We start from the raw sequence: 16,014 nt of genomic DNA, 5'->3' as shown, positions 1-16,014 counted from the left end.
CCGCAGGGCGAGGGACCGGCGTCAGAGCAGCTGCTGGGCCTCGGTGAGGGTGTGCCGCAGGACCTGCTCCATCTCGTCGAACTCCGCCTGGCCGCAGATCAGCGGCGGCGCGACCTGGACGACGACGTCGCCGCGGTCGTCGGGCCGGCAGTACAGGCCGTTGTCGAACAGCGCGCCGGGCAGGAAGCCGCGGACGAGCCGGTCGCGCTCGGCGGCGTCGAACGTCTCCCGGGTGGCCTTGTCCTTGACCAGCTCGACGGCCCAGAAGTAGCCGTCGCCGCGGACGTCGCCGACGATCGGCAGGTCCAGCAGCCGGCGCAGCGTCGCGCCCAGGGCGTCCTCGTGGTCGAGCACGCGCTGGTTGAGCCCCTCGCGCTCCATGAGGTCGAGGTTGGCCAGCGACACCGCGGCCGAGACCGGGTGGCCGCCGAAGGTGTAGCCGTGCGGGAAGGCCACGCCGGGGCGCAGGAACGGCTCGACGACCTTCTCCGAGGCGATCATCGCGCCGATCGGGCCGTAGCCGGAGCTCATGCCCTTGGCGCAGGTGATCAGGTCGGGCGTGTAGCCGAACTTCTCGCAGGCGAACGTCGTCCCGTGCCGGCCGAAGGCGCAGATGACCTCGTCGGAGACGAGCAGGACGTCGTGCTGGTCGCAGATCTCGCGGACCCGGTCGAAGTAGCCCGGCGGCGGGGTGAGGCAGCCGCCGGAGTTCTGCACCGGCTCGAGGAACACCGCCGCGACGGTGTCGGCGCCCTCGAAGAGGATGGCCTCCTCGATCCGGTCGGCGGCCCAGCGGCCGAAGGCCTTCGGGTCGTCGGCGAACTCCGGGTGGCGGTAGAGGTTGGTGTTGGGCACCCGGAACCCGCCGGGCGCCAGCGGCTCGAAGTCCCTCTTCATGGCGGGCAGCCCGGTGATCGCCAGCGCGCCGTGCGGCGTGCCGTGGTAGGCCACCGCCCGGCTGATCACCTTGTGCTTCTGTGGCTTGCCGATCAGCTTGAAGTACTGCTTCGCCGCCTTCCACGCCGACTCCACCGCCTCTCCGCCGCCGGTGGTGAAGAAGACGCGGTTGAGGTCCCCCGGCGCGAGGTCGGCCACCCGCTCGGCCAGCTCCGCCTGCACCGGGGTGGTGTAGCCCCACACCGGGAAGTAGGCCAGCCGGGCGGCCTGCTCCGCCGCCGCCTCGGCCAGCTCCCGGCGCCCGTGCCCGACCTGGACGACGAACAGCCCGGACAGGCCGTCGAGGACCCGGCGGCCCCGGTTGTCCCACAGGTAGGCGCCCTCACCGCGGGTGACCACGGGGACGGGCGTCTCCGGGTGGCGGCCCTGGCGGGCGAAGTGCATCCACAGGTGGTCCGCGGCCCGGGCCGCCGTCGCGTCCGGCGCGCCGGCGGGCGGCTGCTCGATCGAGGTGGTCATGACGCTCCTCGGGCTCGGGGAGGGGACGGGCGCTCCCCCGAGTCTGCGGCCACCTGCCCCTCGCCGTCACCCGGTGCCGCGGGGACCGTGCGCGTCCAGCCAGGCGACCATCGCCGCGCGGGTGGCGCCCGAGAGCCGGTGCCAGTCGGCCAGCGGCACCCGTGGCACGCCGGCGGCCCGGCAGGCGGCCGCGACCGCGCCGGCCGGCGCCTCGGGGTCCCAGGCCGGGTCCAGCACCACCGCGGGCCGGTCGGCCAGCGTGGCGAGCAGGTCGGCCAGCGTGTACGCCGGCCGGGCCCGCAGCAGCGGCTCCCCGCAGCTGGGGGCGGCGAGGACCGCCCCGGCGAGCGGCGCGTCCCCCAGCGCGGCCAGGTGCAGCGCGACCAGCGCCCCGGTGCCGTAGGCGGCGACCCACGCCCGGTCGTGCCCGCTGGCCGCGGTCGCGACGGCGGCCACCGCGGCCGCGTCGGCGGTCATCCGGGCCAGCGGCGAGGACCCCGACCCGAGGTGCTCACCGTGCCGGGAGCCGCTGCCGACCGGGTCGTGGCAGGCGACCGTCCAGCCGTCCGCGGCCAGCAGCGCGGGCAGCGGCTCGGCCTGCTCGTACCCCGCCCGCCACCCGGTGGCCGCGCACGGCGGGCCGAGCCAGAGCACCAGTCCGCGGCCGCTCCCCCCGCCCGGCGGGGGCAGCAGGGTCACCGCGACGCCGTCCGGTGTCCGCAGCCCCTCCCCCGTCGCCGCCGGGCCCTCGACGGCGGGACCCAGGGCGGCGCGGACGGCGGCGCGCAGCTCCGCGCCGCGGACCGGCCGCTCCCCCGGGCGGATCCGGTCGGCCGGCCACCGCACCGGGGACGGCGCTCCCGGCGCCTGCCCGCGGCGGCGGGGCGGGCCGCCGAGCACCGACTGCGCCCAGTCCAGCTGGGCGGCCACCGCGGAGTCGTCGGCCCGGTGACCGCCGGGGCGCAGCGCCAGCTCGAGGGCGTCGCGGCGGCCGAGCAGGGTGAACGCCTCGCGCGCGGCCTCGACCGCGGCGCGGGCGGCCGGGACGCGCTCGACCGGGTCCTCGACCGCCACCGAGACCAGCACCGGCCGGGGCGCGGCGAGCGCGAGCAGCTCGTGGGCGTCGGTGGGCAGCCGGTGCTCCCGACCGGCGAACCAGCGCAGCCGCGGGTGGTACCAGCCGGGGTAGTGCCGGGTGAGCAGCTCCACGCCCTCGCCGAAGTGCCGGTCGGTGCACAGCCGGGCGGGGATGGCGCCGAGCACGCCGCTGGAGCTGGACACCACCCCGGCGAAGCGGTCGTCGAAGGCGGCGGCCAGCAGCGCGGTCTTGCCGTTGCGGCTGTGCCCGCCGACCAGCACCCGGCGGCCGTCCACCCCGGGCTGGTCGGACAGCGCGTCGAGGACCCGCGACAGCGCCCACGCCCGCCAGGCGAGCCGGCCGGCGACCACGGAGGGGAACGCCCGCTCGACGGCCTCGGTGTCGTCGTCGCCGTCCGCGGCCGACACCAGGCAGGCGCCCCACCCGCGGGCCAGCGCCGCCTCCGCCCAGGTCCCGTGGCTGGACTGCAGCAGGTAGACGGGGACGTCACGGTGCACGCCGGGCGGGGGCACCGGCAGCAGCAGGCGCGCCCGCACCGGCCGGCCCGCGTCGACGACGAGCTCGCGGACCGCCACGCCGCCGGCCGTGCGCGCCCGGTCGACGCGGGCGGCCGTGCGGCGCGGGGCGGGCGGCAGGTCCCCGGTCAGCCACCGGCGCCAGCGGGCGCGCAGCACCGCGCGCCGGGCCGGCCACCCCGCCGGTCCGGACACGCCCTCCACCGGCGACCACAGCCCGGTGCGCGCCGGGAGCCGGGCGAAGTCCGGCGCCGGGTCCCCACCGGCGGCGAGCCACGCCGCGAAGGGCGCGCTCGGCGGCAGCACCCCGGCCAGCTCGGCGGTGTAGCGCCGCCGCCGGGCCGCGGCCGTGCGCCCGTCCGGCAGCACCTGCGTCATGCGAGCGCACGCTAGGGCCGGCAGGTGTCGGCAGGGTGCTCCGCGTGTTGCGTCCGTGCTGCGTCGGGCGCGTGGTTCGAGGAACCGGGTCCGGGGGCACTGGAGGCCGCGTGCGCGTGCTGCTGGTGATCACCGACGAGGACTGGTACGAGGACGCCGGCTACGCGGCCGCCTGGGTGCGGGCGCTGGAGGAGCAGGGCGCCGACGTCGAGCGGCTGGCCCGGATCCCGGACGACTGGCCGGTCGCCGGCCCGCCACCGGGCCGCTACGACCTGGCCATCGCGCACGTGCTGGTCGAGGAGGTGGTCGCCTACGCGCCGACGTTCGCCCTGGCCACCCTGCTCGAGGCGGCCGGCGTGCCCCTGCTCAACCCGGTCACCTCGCTGGTCGCCTCCGCCGACAAGCTGGTGACCCACGCGGTCTGGGCCGCCGCCGGCGTGCCGCAGCCCGCCGCGTGGGACCTCGCCCGGGTCCGCGAGTGGCCGATGCCCGGACGGCAGATGGTGCTCAAGCCCTCGCTCGGCGACGGCGCCCGCTACGTCGAGCTGGTCGGCGACCTCGACGCCGCCGCGCAGGTCGAGGCGGCGTGGCGGGCCGACGAGGCGGCCGGCGGTCACCGGCGCGGCGCCTCCCTCCTGCAGGAGTGGATCGCCGAGCCGGCGTGCGCGCGGGTCTTCGCCACGCCCACGACCACCTCCCTGGTCTACGAGAAGTCCCGCGAGGAGGGGGCGCTGGTGACCCACGGGACGGTCTACCCGCGGGTCTACGAGGCGCCGCCGGAGATGGCGCAGCTGGCCCAGCGCATGGTCGCCACGCTCGGCGGCGGGCTGATGGGCGTCGACGTGCTCGTCGAGCCCGGCGGCCGGCTGCTCGCGCTGGAGGCCAACGCGCCCTTCGGCTTCGACGTCACCGACCCGCAGCAGGGGCGGTGGGTGGCCCGCGCCGCCCTCGACGTCGCCCGGCGCGCTGCCCAGCGGCGAGCCGCCGCGTGAACCCCGGGGACGGCCGTACACCGAGCCTCGACGAGGCGCTGCTGCCCGACGGCGGCGACCGGCCGCACGCCGCGGCCGCGCTGGCCGCCGTCCGCGCGTACGGCCCGGGTGCGCTGGCCGCGGACGTGGCCCGCGCGGCCGCCGAGCTGGACCTGCGGCACGGGCCCGCCGGGGAGGACCACCTGTTCACCGTCGACCCGGTGCCGCGGGTGCTGGCGCGGCCGGAGTGGGAGTCGCTGGCCACCGGCCTGACCCAGCGGCTGCGGGCGCTGGAGGCCTTCGTCGCCGACGCGCACGGGCCGCGCGAGGCCGTCCGCGCCGGCGTCGTCCCGGCCGCGGTGCTCGACACCAACCGGTACCTCGCCCCCGGGCTGCCGGCGCCGCGCCGCTGGATCGGCATGGCCGGGCCTGACGTCGTCCGCGGCGCCGACGGGCGGCTCGTCGTCCTGGAGGACAACGTGCGGACGCCGTCGCTGCTGGCCTACGCCCTGGCCGCGCGGGACCTGGTGGCGCCGCGCCTGGGCGTGCAGCCGGGTCCGGCGCCGGTGCGGGAGGCCGCCCGGGACGCGATGCGGCGGATGCTGGCCGCCGCCACCGACGTCGCCGACCCGGTCGTGGCCGTGCTCGGCGACGGGCCGCGCAGCGCGGTGACCTGGGAGATCGACCGGTTCGGGGAGATGGTCGGCGCGCCGGTCGTGCTGCCCGCGGAGCTGACCGCCCGCGGCACGGACCTGCTGCTGCCCGACGGGCGCCGGGTGGACCTGCTCTGGCGGCGCACCAGCGAGGAGCGGCTGACCGACGACGACGGCGCGCCGAACGAGCTGGGCGAGCTGCTGCTCGGGCCGCTCCGGGCCGGCACGGTGACCGTGGTCAACGCGTTCGGCACCGGCGTCGCCGACGACAAGCGCACCTTCCCCTACGTCGAGGACCTGGTCCGCTTCTTCCTCGGCGAGGAGCCCCAGCTGCGCTCGCAGCCCGCCTACGACCTCGGCGACCCCGCGCAGTGCCGGGCCGCGCTCGACCGGCTGCCCGAGCTGGTGCTCAAGCCGCGGTCGGGCTCGGGCGGCCACGGGGTGCTCATCGGCCCGCGGGCCGACGCCGACCGGCTCGAGCGCGCCCGCGCCGCCGTCCTGGCCGAGCCCGGGGAGTGGATCGCCCAGGAGCCCGTGGCGCTGTCCACCCACCCCACGGTCGTCGACGGCGCGCTCGTGCCGCGGCACGTGGACTACCGGCCGTACGCCTTCTGCACCGACGAGGAGACGATCGTGCTGCCCGGCGGCTTCACCCGGGTGTCGCTGACCGAGGGCGAGCTGGTGGTCAACGCCTCGCAGGGCGGCGGCGGCAAGGACACCTGGGTCGTCGGCTGAGGAGGACGGCGACGGCGGGGGTTCCGGTCCGGCACAGCCCGCGCCACCCTCCCGGCATGCGGGTGCTGCTCGTCGCCTCGCCGATGGTCGGTCACGTGCTGCCGCTGGTCCCGCTGGCCGGCGCACTGCGCGACGCGGGCCACGACGTGGTCGTCGCCACCGCCGCGGACGCCGTCGCGCCCGTCCGCGCGGCCGGCCTGGACGTGCGCGACGTCGCCCCCGGCTTCGACGTCCGCCGGGTGTTCCTGCCCACGGCCCTCCGGCACCCGGTGCTGGCCGTCCGCTCCGCGCGGGGCGACCCGGGCACCGTCCTGGTCGGGCACCTGTTCGCCCCGGTGGCCGACCGGATGGCCGACCGGCTCGTGGTGCTGGCCGACGAGTGGCGACCCGACCTCGTCGTGCACGAGCCGCTGGCCGTGGCGGGGTCCCTGGTGGCCGCGCGCAGGGGGGTGCCCGTCGTCCTGGTCGACATGGCCCTGTTCGACGCCCGGGAGCTGCGGGAGTCCGCCCTGGCGCGGCTCGGCCCGATCCTGCGGCGGCACGGCGTCGACCGCGTCCCCGCGGTGGCCGAGGTGCTCGTCACCGCCCCGCCCAGCGTGACCCGCGCGAGCCGGGGGTGCCCGATGCGCCACGTCCCGGTGACCGGGGACCGCCCGGCGCCCGAGAAGTACACCCGGCCAGGCCCGCGTCCGCGGGTGATCGTCACCCGCAGCACCGTCGACGACCCCCGGCCCGACCCGCTGATGCGCCGGGTGGTGGCGGCCGCGGCGGACGCCGACGTCGACGTCGTCCTGGTCCGGCCGGACCGCCGCACCGCCCGCGCGCCCCTGCCGCCCAACGTCGCGACGGTGGACTGGCTGCCCTTCGCGACCGTCTTCCCGGCCGCCGGCGGGATCGTGCACCACGGCGGGGCGGGGACCCTGCTCACGGCGCTCGCGGCCGGGGTGCCCCAGCTCGTCGTCCCCGGCGCCGGGGACCGGACCGTCCACGCCCGTCTGGTCGCCGCTCGCGGCGCGGGCCTGGCCGTGCCGGCGCGGGAGATCACGGCGGGCCACCTCGAGCGGCTCGTTCGCAACCCGGGCCTTGCCCGGGCCGCCCGCGAGGTCGCCGCGGAGATCGCCGCGATGCCCGCACCGCGGGAGGTGGTCGGGCAGCTGACCGCACTGGCCCGTCCCGTCGGCTGAGGACGGTCCGGCCCGGTCAGACGGCCGCGATCTCCCCGGCCGCCTCCCGCAGCGCGTCGGTGAGCAGGGCGACCAGCACCTCGACCTGCACGTCGTTCGGCGCGCCGGCCGGCTCGTCCGAGCCGTCGAGCGCCCGGGCGGCGAGGCCGGCCTTGCTGTCGACGAGCTCGGCGACCCGGGCGTCGATCGTCTGCGCGGCGATGATCCGCCACGCGGTGACCGGCTCGGTCTGCCCGATGCGGTGGCTGCGGTCGATGGCCTGGGTCTGCTCGGCGTCGGTCCAGGACAGCTCGGCCAGCACCACGTTGGAGGCGACCTGCAGGTTGAGGCCGACGCCGGCCGCGGTCAGCGAGCACACCGCGACGGCCACGTCCGGGTCGGAGGTGAACGCGTCGACGTTGGCCTGCCGCACCTTGGGTGTCTGGTCGCCGCGGATCGAGGAGAAACGCACGCCCTGCCGGGCGAGGGCCTCCTCGGCGGCGTCCATCACGTCGACGTGCTTGGCGAAGAAGACGACCTTGCCGGCGCTGCGCGCCAGCTGCGCGGCGTAGTCCGCGGCCAGCCCGGCCTTCGCCCGGCCGATGCGCCGCATGGTGGCGAACACGTTCTCGCCGGTCGAGGCGGCCGCGTCCTTCAGCTCCGAGCGGGCCACCCGGCGCACCAGCTCGGCGTCGATCCCCTCGACCTCGGTGGCGGTGCCGGACGACCGGGCCGCCAGCGCCGTCTCGTACTGGGCGACCATCCGGCGCACGAGGTCCCGCTCGGCCGCGCGGATCGACCGCCCGACCGGCCCGTCGAGCTCGACGGGGAGGTCGGCGATGCGGCGGGCCGGGATGTCGGCGGCGACGTCGGCCTTGCGGCGGCGCACGATGCCGAGGTCGATCACGCACTGCCGCGCCGCGGCGGAGAAGCCCCGGTCGGCGGGCGTGAGGCCGGTGTCCTCCAGAGCGTCCAGCAGCTCGCCGAGGGGCGCGTCGTCGTCGGTCCAGCCGAGGAACTGCCAGATGGCCCGGAAGTCCTCGACGTCGTTGATCAGCGGGGTGCCGGTCAGCGCCATGAGCAGCGGCCGCCGGCCGAGCGACCGCAGCCGCGCGGACAGCTCGAGGACGTGCCGGGAGCGCTGCGAGCCCTTGTTCTTGATGAAGTGGGCCTCGTCCACCACGATCCCGCGGAACCCGAAGTCGCCGAGCCAGCCCACGTGCCGGTCGAGCACCTCGTAGTTGACGACGACGACGTCGGCGAAGCCGTCGACCGTCTCGCCGTCGCCCTGCACCACGGTGGCCCGGCGGTGCGGCGTCCAGCGGGCCGCCTCCCGCGCCCAGTTGGTCTTGACGACGTTCGGCACGACGACGAGCAGCGGGTGGGCGCCCGCCGCCTCCGCGGCGAGCAGCGCCTGCGCCGTCTTGCCCAGGCCCGGCTCGTCGGCGAGCAGGAAGGTCCGGTGGCCGGCCGCGGCCGCGGCGACGACCTGCCCCTGGTGCGGCATCAGCTCGGAGCCCGCCGGGGTGAACCGGTCGGTCGGCGCCGGGAGCGCCATGCACGCCGGGGCCCCGCTCCCGGCGCGCTCGAACGAGGTCAGCAGCGGGCCGAGCAGCTCCCAGCCGGCCAGCCGGCGCGGACGGGCCGGCCGCTGCGGGAGCGCGGAGAAGTCGGGGGCGAGGAAGGGGTTGGCCAGCTGCCGGGAGACCACCGACTGCGGCACGACCCGCCGGTCGGGGCCGGCGGGCACGGCCTCGGGCTGCACCGGCGCGGCCTCCTCGGGCGCCGGCTCGACGCCGAGGTCACGCAGCATCTCCCGCCGCAGCGAGCGGGCGGCGTCGGAGACGACGGCGTCGTCGCCGAGCAGCGCGAGCAGCCCGGCGTCCCGGACGGCGGTCGTCGCGAGGATCGTCGCGACGCCGTCCAGGCGCTTGAGCTGCTCGGCGCGGGAGCCGTCGGCCGCCGCCTGCACGCGGGCGCGCTCCTCCCGCAGCAGCAGGGCGACGGCCTGGAACCGGGTGCGCACCGACGGCGTGACGCGGCCGCGCTGGGCGGCCGCCTCGACCTCGCGGGCGGCCCGGGCGAGGGCCGCGACGAGGTCGCCGTCGGGGCGCCCCCGCCGGTCCCGCCGCGGGGTGGTGCGGCGAGCGCCCGTCTGGCGCCGGCCTGGTCGAGCCACGAACTCCTCCTCTGCGTGCCGCGCGCGGTCGCCGCGGCGGCGTGCCGGCACGGCCCGGCGGCGGGACGACGGTCGTCCCGCGGGGCGTACCCGGTGCCCGGGCGATCGGCCGGCCCGCGGAGCCCAGGACTCGACGCCGCCGGCGCGCTCGGCACCTCGGTGTGTCAACGCCCTACAGGGTGCCGCATTCCCGCCGAGCCCGTCCGACCGGCGGTGCGGGTCGCCCCGCGCGTCGCGGGAGGATGCCGGTGTGTGCACCGTCGTCGTCCGCTGGTCGCCGGGCCGGCCCGTCCGGCTCCTCGCCCTGCGCGACGAGCTGACCACCCGCCCCTTCGACGACCCCGGTCGCTGGTGGCCCGACCGCCCCGACGTGGTCGCGGGCCGGGACCGCCTCGCCGGGGGCACCTGGTGCGCCACCCGGGTCGGCACCGGGGCGACCGCGCTGGTGCTCAACCGGCCGCAGAAGCCGGCGGCCGACCCCGGGGCGGCGAGCCGGGGGGTGCTGCCGCTGCTGGCCGTCACCCACGGCACGGGCTGGCGCGACCACGTCGACGTCGCGGGGATGGCGAGCTTCCTGCTCGTGCTGGCGACGCCCGACCGTCTCGTCACCTGGGACTCCGACGGCGAGCGGCTGCGGGAGACCGTGCACCCCGAGGGCACCGTGATGGTGACCTCCGGAGGCCCCGAGGACCGCAAGACCGAGCGGTACCTGGAGGCCTTCCGGGCGGCCGACCCGCCCGAGGGGTGGCGCCGCCTGGTGCGGGCCGAGCCGCCGCGGGACGACCCGGGCGCCCTCGTGGTGCGGCACGCGGAGGACGGCCGGGTGTTCGCGACCGTCTTCGGCCAGCTGGTCGAGGCCGCCCCCGGCCGGCTCCGGCTGAGCTGGAGCCGGGAGCCCTGGACGGGACGCCCCTGGGACACCCTCACCGCCGGCTGATCCCGGGTCCGCTCGGGTCAGGACGCCTTCGGGGCGGGGGCGCGCGCGGCGCCGCGCCGCGGCAGGGTGGCCGACGCGACCGCGGCCGCGAGCGACGCACCGGCGGCGACCAGGAACGCCATCGTGAAGCTGCCGGTCCGGTCGGCGATCCAGCCGCCCAGCTGCGGGCCCACCAGCTGGGCCAGCCCGAAGACGAGGGTGACCGCGCCGAAGGCCGCGGCGAACCGGCGGGGGTCGAGGGTGTCGGAGAGGTGGGCGGCGAGCACGGCCGGGGCCCCGGACAGCGCCAGGCCGAAGACCACCGCGGACAGCACCGCCCAGGGCTCGGCCCCCACCGGCACGAGCAGGATCGCGCCCGTCATCCCGACGTAGGTCCAGGTCATGGCCGCCCGCCGCCCCACGCTGTCCGACCACCGGCCCACCAGCACACCGCCGGCGGTGATGCACACACCGACGAGGGCGAAGACCGCGGAGGCGTGACCGGACCCGAACCCGGCGTCGTCCTGGTAGGCGGCGACCAGGAAGGTCATGTAGACGGCGATCGCCAGGCCGTACCCGCCGTAGGACAGCATCGAGCCGACCCAGCCGGGCACCGCGCGCAGCGCCGAGACGCGGACCCGCCCCGCGACCGGGGTGACCGGCGGCCGCAGCCACCGCAGCGCCGCGAGCGCGACCACGGCGGCCAGCACCGCCTCGACGGCCCACACCGGGCGCCACGCGCCGGGGCCGGCGACGGCGTGGACCAGCGCGGTCAGGGCGCTGCTCGCCACCACGCCCACCCCCACGCCGCTGCCGGTGATCCCGATGGCCAGGCCGCGGCGGGAGACGGGCACGGCCGCCCCGGCGATGCCCGGGGCCGGCACCCAGATCAGGGCGCCGCCGAAGCCGGCCAGCACCATGCCCGCCACCAGCACCGGCACCGCGGGCGCCAGCGCGAGGACCGTCAGCCCGGCCGTGGTGAGCAGCAGGCCCACCCGCACGGAGGTCGCCGGCGCCAGGCGCTCGGCGGTGAGGCTGACCACCAGGGTCCCGACCAGGTAGGCGGTGAGGTTCAGCGTGCCGATCAGCCCGGCGACGGCGTAGGAGTGCACCAGGTCGGCGTCGACCGCGGGCAGCAGCAGCGCGTAGCCGAAGCGCCCGAAGCCCTGCGCGACGGCGGCGGCCAGCACCAGGAGCGGGATGAGGACCCGCGGCCCCGCCGCACTCCTCTCCTCCGGCCGGCGGGCACGGAGGGGACGCACCGGCGCAGCCTAGGCCGCCCGGGGAGGCGTGCGCCGACGGCGGCCCGCGCGGGGACCCGTTGTCCGCCGTCCGGCACGGGAGGACCCTCGACCGCGCGGCGTCGCCGCAGGGGCGTCGCCGCCGGTCCGAGAGGAGGGCGACGTGTACGCCCGATCCACCACCATCCGCGGCAACCCCGGCTCGCTCGACGACGCCATCGCCTACGTGCGGGACGAGGTGTGGCCGGCGATGCGGGACATGGACGGCTGCACCGGCCTGTCCATGATGTGCGACCACGAGACCGGCCGGTGCATCGTGACGTCGGCGTGGGCCGACCGGGAGGCGATGCAGGCCAGCGCGGACCGCGTCCACCCGATGCGCCGGCACCTCATCGACAGCTTCGGTGCCGACGACGACCTCGAGGTGCGGGAGTGGGAGGTCGCCGTCCTGCACCGCGAGCACCCCACCGGGGACGGCGCCTGCGCGCGGGTCACCTGGAGCCGCGGCGACCCGGGCCGGGCCGACCAGCTGCTGGACATGTACCGCACCAGCCTGCTGCCGCGGATCCAGGAGATGCCCGGGTTCTGCAGCTGCAGCCTCCTCATCGACCGGGAGGACGGGCGCGCCGTCGGCACGGTCGTCTACGACGGCCGCGAGCACCTCGAGCAGACGCGCGAGCAGGCGCGCATGCTCCGGGACGAGGGGGTGCGGATCATGGGCATCGACGTCCTCGACGTCGCCGAGATGGACCTGGTCCTCGCTCACCTGCGGGTGCCCGAGACCGTCTGACCGGCCCTCCCCCACCCCGCACCCCGCACGGCGGCCAGCGTGCGACGCACGCCCTCGTCGTACGGGGTCGGGGTCAGCCCGAAGGCCCGTCCGGCCGCCGTGCCGTCGACGACGAACGGCTGCTCGAACTGGTACACCATCTCGGCGCCCTCGCGGGCCAGCGGCAGGACGGAACCCAGCAGGCGCACCCGCGCGCTGCCGTGCCGCACCAGCCGGAGCCTCGTGCCCGCCTGACGGCAGGCCTCGGCCGCCAGCGCCCGGCCGGTGGTCACCCCGGGGTGCGGCACGTGCCAGACCCCGGCGTCGGAGGTGTCCCGCGTCCCGACGGCGGCCAGGGTCGCGGCGAAGTCGTCGATGAAGGTGGGGGTCAGCGGCAGGTCGGGGTCCCCGAACCACTGCACGGGCCAGCCCCGCAGCGCCGGGGGGAACACGTTGGCGCCGACCAGCGACCGGACGCCGGGCCCGTAGAGCTCTCCCGCGCGGACGACACCGGCCCGGAGCTGCCCGGCCGCGGCCGCGGCGAGGACCCGCTCAGCGAGCCACGCCCGGAGCACGCCCTTGGCGCTCACCGGCCGCCACGGCGTGTCCTCGGTCATCGGGCCGTCGACCCGCCCGTACATCCACGTGTCGTCGGCGTAGACCAGCCGTGCCCCGACCCGGGACGCCGCCTCGACCAGCGCGTCGGTGACCACGGGGAACTGGCTGGTCCAGCGGGCGAGCACCGGCATGACGCAGTGGTAGACGGTGGCGGCGTCCCGGCAGGCCGCCGCCAGGCCCCCGGGGTCGGCGGCGTCCGCGGCCGCCGTCTCCACGCCCGGCGTGCCGACGTCGCGGCCGTCGCGGGTGACCGCCCGCACGCGGTGCCCGGCGGCGTGCAGGAGGGCGACCAGCCGCCGGCCCGTCGCTCCGCCGGCTCCCACGACGGCGTGCACGCCGGCGGCGCCTTCCTGCGGGACCGCGCTCACCGCGGTTCCGGCACGCGCACCGCGGCGCCGTCGTACACGGCGGCCAGGTACTCGAGGACACCCCGCTCACCGGCCGGCTGCGCACGGTGACCGACGTAGCCGTCCGGCCGCACCAGGTACAGCGCCCCGGCCCGGGCCCCGTAGAGGCGGTGCGCCTCGCCGTCGACGTCGTGGCAGGACACCACCCCCGGGTCCGCGGGCGGCGTCCCGGGGGGCAGCACGAGGCAGGGCCGCACCTCGCCGTCCAGCGCCGCCGCCACCCGCCGCGCGACACCGGCCAGCCGGGTGCACTCCGCCCGGTCCGCGGACGTCCCGGGGAACAGCAGCAGCGACCAGTGGGGTCCCCGGAAGTGGTCGAACAGCCGCAGCGGCCGCCCGTCGGCCCCGCGGCCGCGGGCGTCGGGTGCCCGGTCGCCGGCGTGCGGACCCCGCCGGAACCGCAGCCACCCGAGCAGGCCGACGTCCCGGCTCCTGTGCAGGGGCGCCCGGTCCTCCCGGGCCAGGCTCGAGGTGCGGTAGCCGACCCCGAGCTCGGCCGCCCGGTCCAGGATCGCCCGCTGCACGGCGCCCACCTGCAGGAGCGGGGCGAGCACGTGCTCGCGCAGCAGCCGCACGACCGGTGACGGGGAGAACACCGCGCTGTGCCCGACGTCGCTGCCCCGCAGCACCGCCCGGGCGACCGGCAGGCGCTCCTCCTCGTAGGTGTCGAGCAGCCGGTCCGACGCCCGGCCCGCGAGCACCAGGGCGAGCTTCCAGCCGAGGCCGTACCCGTCCTGGATGCCGGTGTTCATCCCCTGTCCGCCGGCCGGGCTGTGCACGTGCGCGGCGTCCCCCGCGAGGAGCACCCGGCCCACCCGGTAGCGCTGCACCAGGGCCACCCAGGGCGAGAAGTCCGACAGCCAGGTGGCGTCGTGCAGCCGCACCCCGGGCAGCCCGCGCTGGTCGAACAGCCGCTGGAGCAGCTCCAGGGACGCCGGCTCGAGACTGCCGTCCGCGGCGGGCCGCACACTCGCCTGGACCTGCCACACGCCCTCCCCGGACAGCGGGTCGGCGGCCAGGTAGTCCGCTCCGTCGAACCAGGCGTAGGACACCCCGAGCTCGAGGCCGTCGACGCGCACGTCGCCGAGGACGAAGTGCTGGGGCCTGCCCGTCCCCACCATGCGCAGCCCCACCAGGTCCCGGACGGCGCTGTGCCCGCCGTCGCAGGCGACCACGAACCGCGCCCGGACGCGCTGGGTGGCCGCCGCGCCGTCGACGGCGGTCACCGTCGCGGTGACGCCGTCGCCGTCCTGCTCGAGCGCGGTCAGGTCGCGCCCGAGCTCCACCGCGCCGCCGAGGGACCGCAGCCGCTCGCGGAGCACCTCCTCGGTGGCCCACTGCGGGATGACCAGCAGGTCGGGGTGGGGCACGCCCGGGGCGGGGGGACGGGCGGGCACCCGCACCTCGGCGGTCAGCCGGCTCCCGACGTAGAGGCGCAGGTGGCTGCCCCGCCGTCCCCGCGCCAGCGCGGCGTCGACGACCCCGAGGTCGTCGAGGACCTCGAGGCTGCGGGGCTGCAGGCCCTTGCCGCGGGACCGGTGGTGGAACCCTGCCGCCCGCTCGACGACGCGGCAGTCGACGCCCCGCCGCCGCAGCTCGCACGCCAGCGTCAGGCCCGTCGGTCCCGCCCCGACGACGAGGACGTCGGTGTCGAACGCGTCCACCGCTGCCCTCCCCCTCCCCGGGTGGTGCGGGGCCCGGGGTGCGGCGCAACGTACGCCCGGGCCGGCGGGGCGGCAACGCACCCGGACGCGGCCGGACGTCCCGGGTGACCGGCCCGCCGGTGATCCGCCGGTAGCCTGGGGGTCCGGTCAGGAGGTCACGGGAGGACGCACCGCATGCCCTTCGCGCCGCGGCGGCGCCGCCCGCCCGACGACCCGCCGCCCGGTCGGCGGGGGACCGACCGGGTGCCCACCCGGCCCCTGGCGCGACCGGCGGCCGACGCCGACCGGTTCCCGCCGTACGGCGACCCCGCGGCGGGCCCACCGCCGCCCGACCCGTGGGCCGCACCGCCCCCGCGGTGGCGACCGGCGCCGCCGGCGGAGCCCGCCGGCCCGGGACCGGCGTCCCCGGGCCGGTTCCGCCGTCCGGACCCGCGACGGCGCGAGGACGAGGTCCCGCGCCCGGAGGAGCCGGGGCGCGGGCGGGGCCGCCGGCTGCGCCGCCGCGCCGTCCGCGTCCTGCTCGCCGCGTTCGTGCTGCAGGCGCTCGTCCTGGTCTCGCTGCGCTGGGTCGACCCGCCGACGACGGCGTTCATGCTGGCCAACGAGCAGGGCGCGGTGCAGCAGTCGGTGCCGGTCGAGCACGTGTCCCGCTACTTCCTCGCCGCCGTCATCGCGCACGAGGACCAGGCGCTGCCCTACCGCAGCGGCGCCTTCACGTGGGACGAGCTGTCCGGGCGCGCCGAGGCCCGCCTGCGCGGCGAGGAGGACCCGTCCGGGTCGACGATCCCCCAGCAGGTGGCCAAGAACCTCTTCCTCAACCAGAGCATGAGCATCTGGCGCAAGGCCGTCGAGGCCGGCCTGGCCGCGGAGCTGGCGGTGGTCCTCGACGACCGGCGGATGCTCGAGCTCTACGTCGACAACGCCCAGCTCGGTCCGCGCGTCTACGGCATCTGCGCGGCCAGCTGGTACTACTTCGACACCCCGCCGTCCACGCTGTCGGTCGACGAGGCCGTGCAGCTGGTCGGGCTGCTGCCGTCCCCGGGGCACGTGCAGCGGGCGCCCGGCGGCGGCCTCGACTTCGACGTCGACGACGGCCTCGGGTGGCTGTCGCGCTCGCACGTGATCAACGCGCAGAACCGGGTGCCCCGCCACATCGAGCAGCAGGGCTTCCAGCCCGTCGAGGACGCCGGGATCACCGGCCTCGCCCAGGACCAGCCGGACACCGACGACGACTGCTCCGAGCGGCCCGAGGAGGTCGCCGAGCTCATCGCCGAGGAGGGCACCGGGTAG

General features: G+C 77.8%; 12 protein-coding genes. 6 read left to right on the top strand and 6 right to left on the bottom strand.

The genetic code is table 11. The features are described from left to right. Positions 1–21 precede the first annotated feature (21 nt). Complete coding sequence (locus LY71_RS08165) at positions 22–1,416, bottom strand: aspartate aminotransferase family protein (protein WP_106276448.1); 1,395 nt, start codon at positions 1,414–1,416, stop codon at positions 22–24. 66 nt (positions 1,417–1,482) lie between these two features. After that, positions 1,483–3,408: a glucuronyl esterase domain-containing protein gene (locus tag LY71_RS08160; RefSeq protein ID WP_170121267.1), complete on the bottom strand. Its 1,926-nt coding sequence runs from the start codon at positions 3,406–3,408 to the stop codon at positions 1,483–1,485. A 110-nt stretch (positions 3,409–3,518) separates the two neighbouring features. On the opposite strand from LY71_RS08160, the gene LY71_RS23380 reads away from it, so the two are divergent. Genes LY71_RS23380 through LY71_RS08145 form a run of 3 tightly spaced genes read left to right on the top strand, consistent with a single transcriptional unit; the run spans position 3,519 to position 6,951 of the window. Beyond that, complete coding sequence (locus LY71_RS23380; protein ID WP_170121266.1) at positions 3,519–4,400, top strand: ATP-grasp domain-containing protein; 882 nt, start codon at positions 3,519–3,521, stop codon at positions 4,398–4,400. Then, positions 4,397–5,767: a circularly permuted type 2 ATP-grasp protein gene (locus LY71_RS08150; protein WP_170121265.1), complete on the top strand. Its 1,371-nt coding sequence runs from the start codon at positions 4,397–4,399 to the stop codon at positions 5,765–5,767. Before LY71_RS23380 ends, LY71_RS08150 begins: the two co-directional genes overlap by 4 nt. A 56-nt stretch (positions 5,768–5,823) precedes the next feature. Further along, complete coding sequence (locus LY71_RS08145; RefSeq protein ID WP_106276445.1) at positions 5,824–6,951, top strand: nucleotide disphospho-sugar-binding domain-containing protein; 1,128 nt, start codon at positions 5,824–5,826, stop codon at positions 6,949–6,951. Between the two features lie 16 nt (positions 6,952–6,967). Here the strand turns inward: LY71_RS08145 and LY71_RS08140 are convergent, their stop codons facing one another. Beyond that, positions 6,968–9,109 carry a DEAD/DEAH box helicase gene (locus tag LY71_RS08140; RefSeq protein ID WP_106276524.1) on the bottom strand — a complete coding sequence of 714 codons (2,142 nt, stop codon included), beginning with the start codon at positions 9,107–9,109 and terminating at the stop codon, positions 6,968–6,970. Positions 9,110–9,359: 250 nt separating this feature from the next. Between LY71_RS08140 and LY71_RS08135 the strand changes: the two genes are divergently transcribed. After that, a complete protein-coding gene (locus tag LY71_RS08135) occupies positions 9,360–10,046 on the top strand; it encodes an NRDE family protein (protein WP_106276444.1) in 687 nt (228 codons plus the stop codon). A gap of 17 nt (positions 10,047–10,063) precedes the next feature. On the opposite strand, the gene LY71_RS08130 is transcribed toward LY71_RS08135, so the two are convergent. Beyond that, a complete protein-coding gene (locus LY71_RS08130) occupies positions 10,064–11,287 on the bottom strand; it encodes an MFS transporter (protein WP_106276443.1) in 1,224 nt (407 codons plus the stop codon). A gap of 142 nt (positions 11,288–11,429) precedes the next feature. On the opposite strand from LY71_RS08130, the gene LY71_RS08125 reads away from it, so the two are divergent. Continuing rightward, complete coding sequence (locus LY71_RS08125) at positions 11,430–12,056, top strand: antibiotic biosynthesis monooxygenase (protein WP_106276442.1); 627 nt, start codon at positions 11,430–11,432, stop codon at positions 12,054–12,056. Here the strand turns inward: LY71_RS08125 and LY71_RS08120 are convergent. Further along, complete coding sequence (locus LY71_RS08120) at positions 12,029–13,021, bottom strand: NAD-dependent epimerase/dehydratase family protein (RefSeq protein ID WP_106276441.1); 993 nt, start codon at positions 13,019–13,021, stop codon at positions 12,029–12,031. The genes LY71_RS08125 and LY71_RS08120 overlap by 28 nt on opposite strands. After that, entirely contained in the window at positions 13,018–14,724 is a 1,707-nt protein-coding gene (locus LY71_RS08115; RefSeq protein ID WP_170121264.1) for an FAD-dependent monooxygenase, read from the bottom strand. Before LY71_RS08115 ends, LY71_RS08120 begins: the two co-directional genes overlap by 4 nt. A gap of 174 nt (positions 14,725–14,898) precedes the next feature. On the opposite strand from LY71_RS08115, the gene LY71_RS08110 reads away from it, so the two are divergent. Then, positions 14,899–16,014, top strand: coding sequence for a biosynthetic peptidoglycan transglycosylase (locus LY71_RS08110; protein ID WP_245887758.1), 1,116 nt, complete (start codon positions 14,899–14,901; stop codon positions 16,012–16,014).

It is taken from the genome of Geodermatophilus tzadiensis, assembly GCF_003002915.1.
Taxonomy (GTDB): domain Bacteria; phylum Actinomycetota; class Actinomycetes; order Mycobacteriales; family Geodermatophilaceae; genus Geodermatophilus; species Geodermatophilus tzadiensis.
Note: the sequence above shows the minus strand (reverse complement) of the source record. Positions and strands in the feature narration are given on the sequence as shown.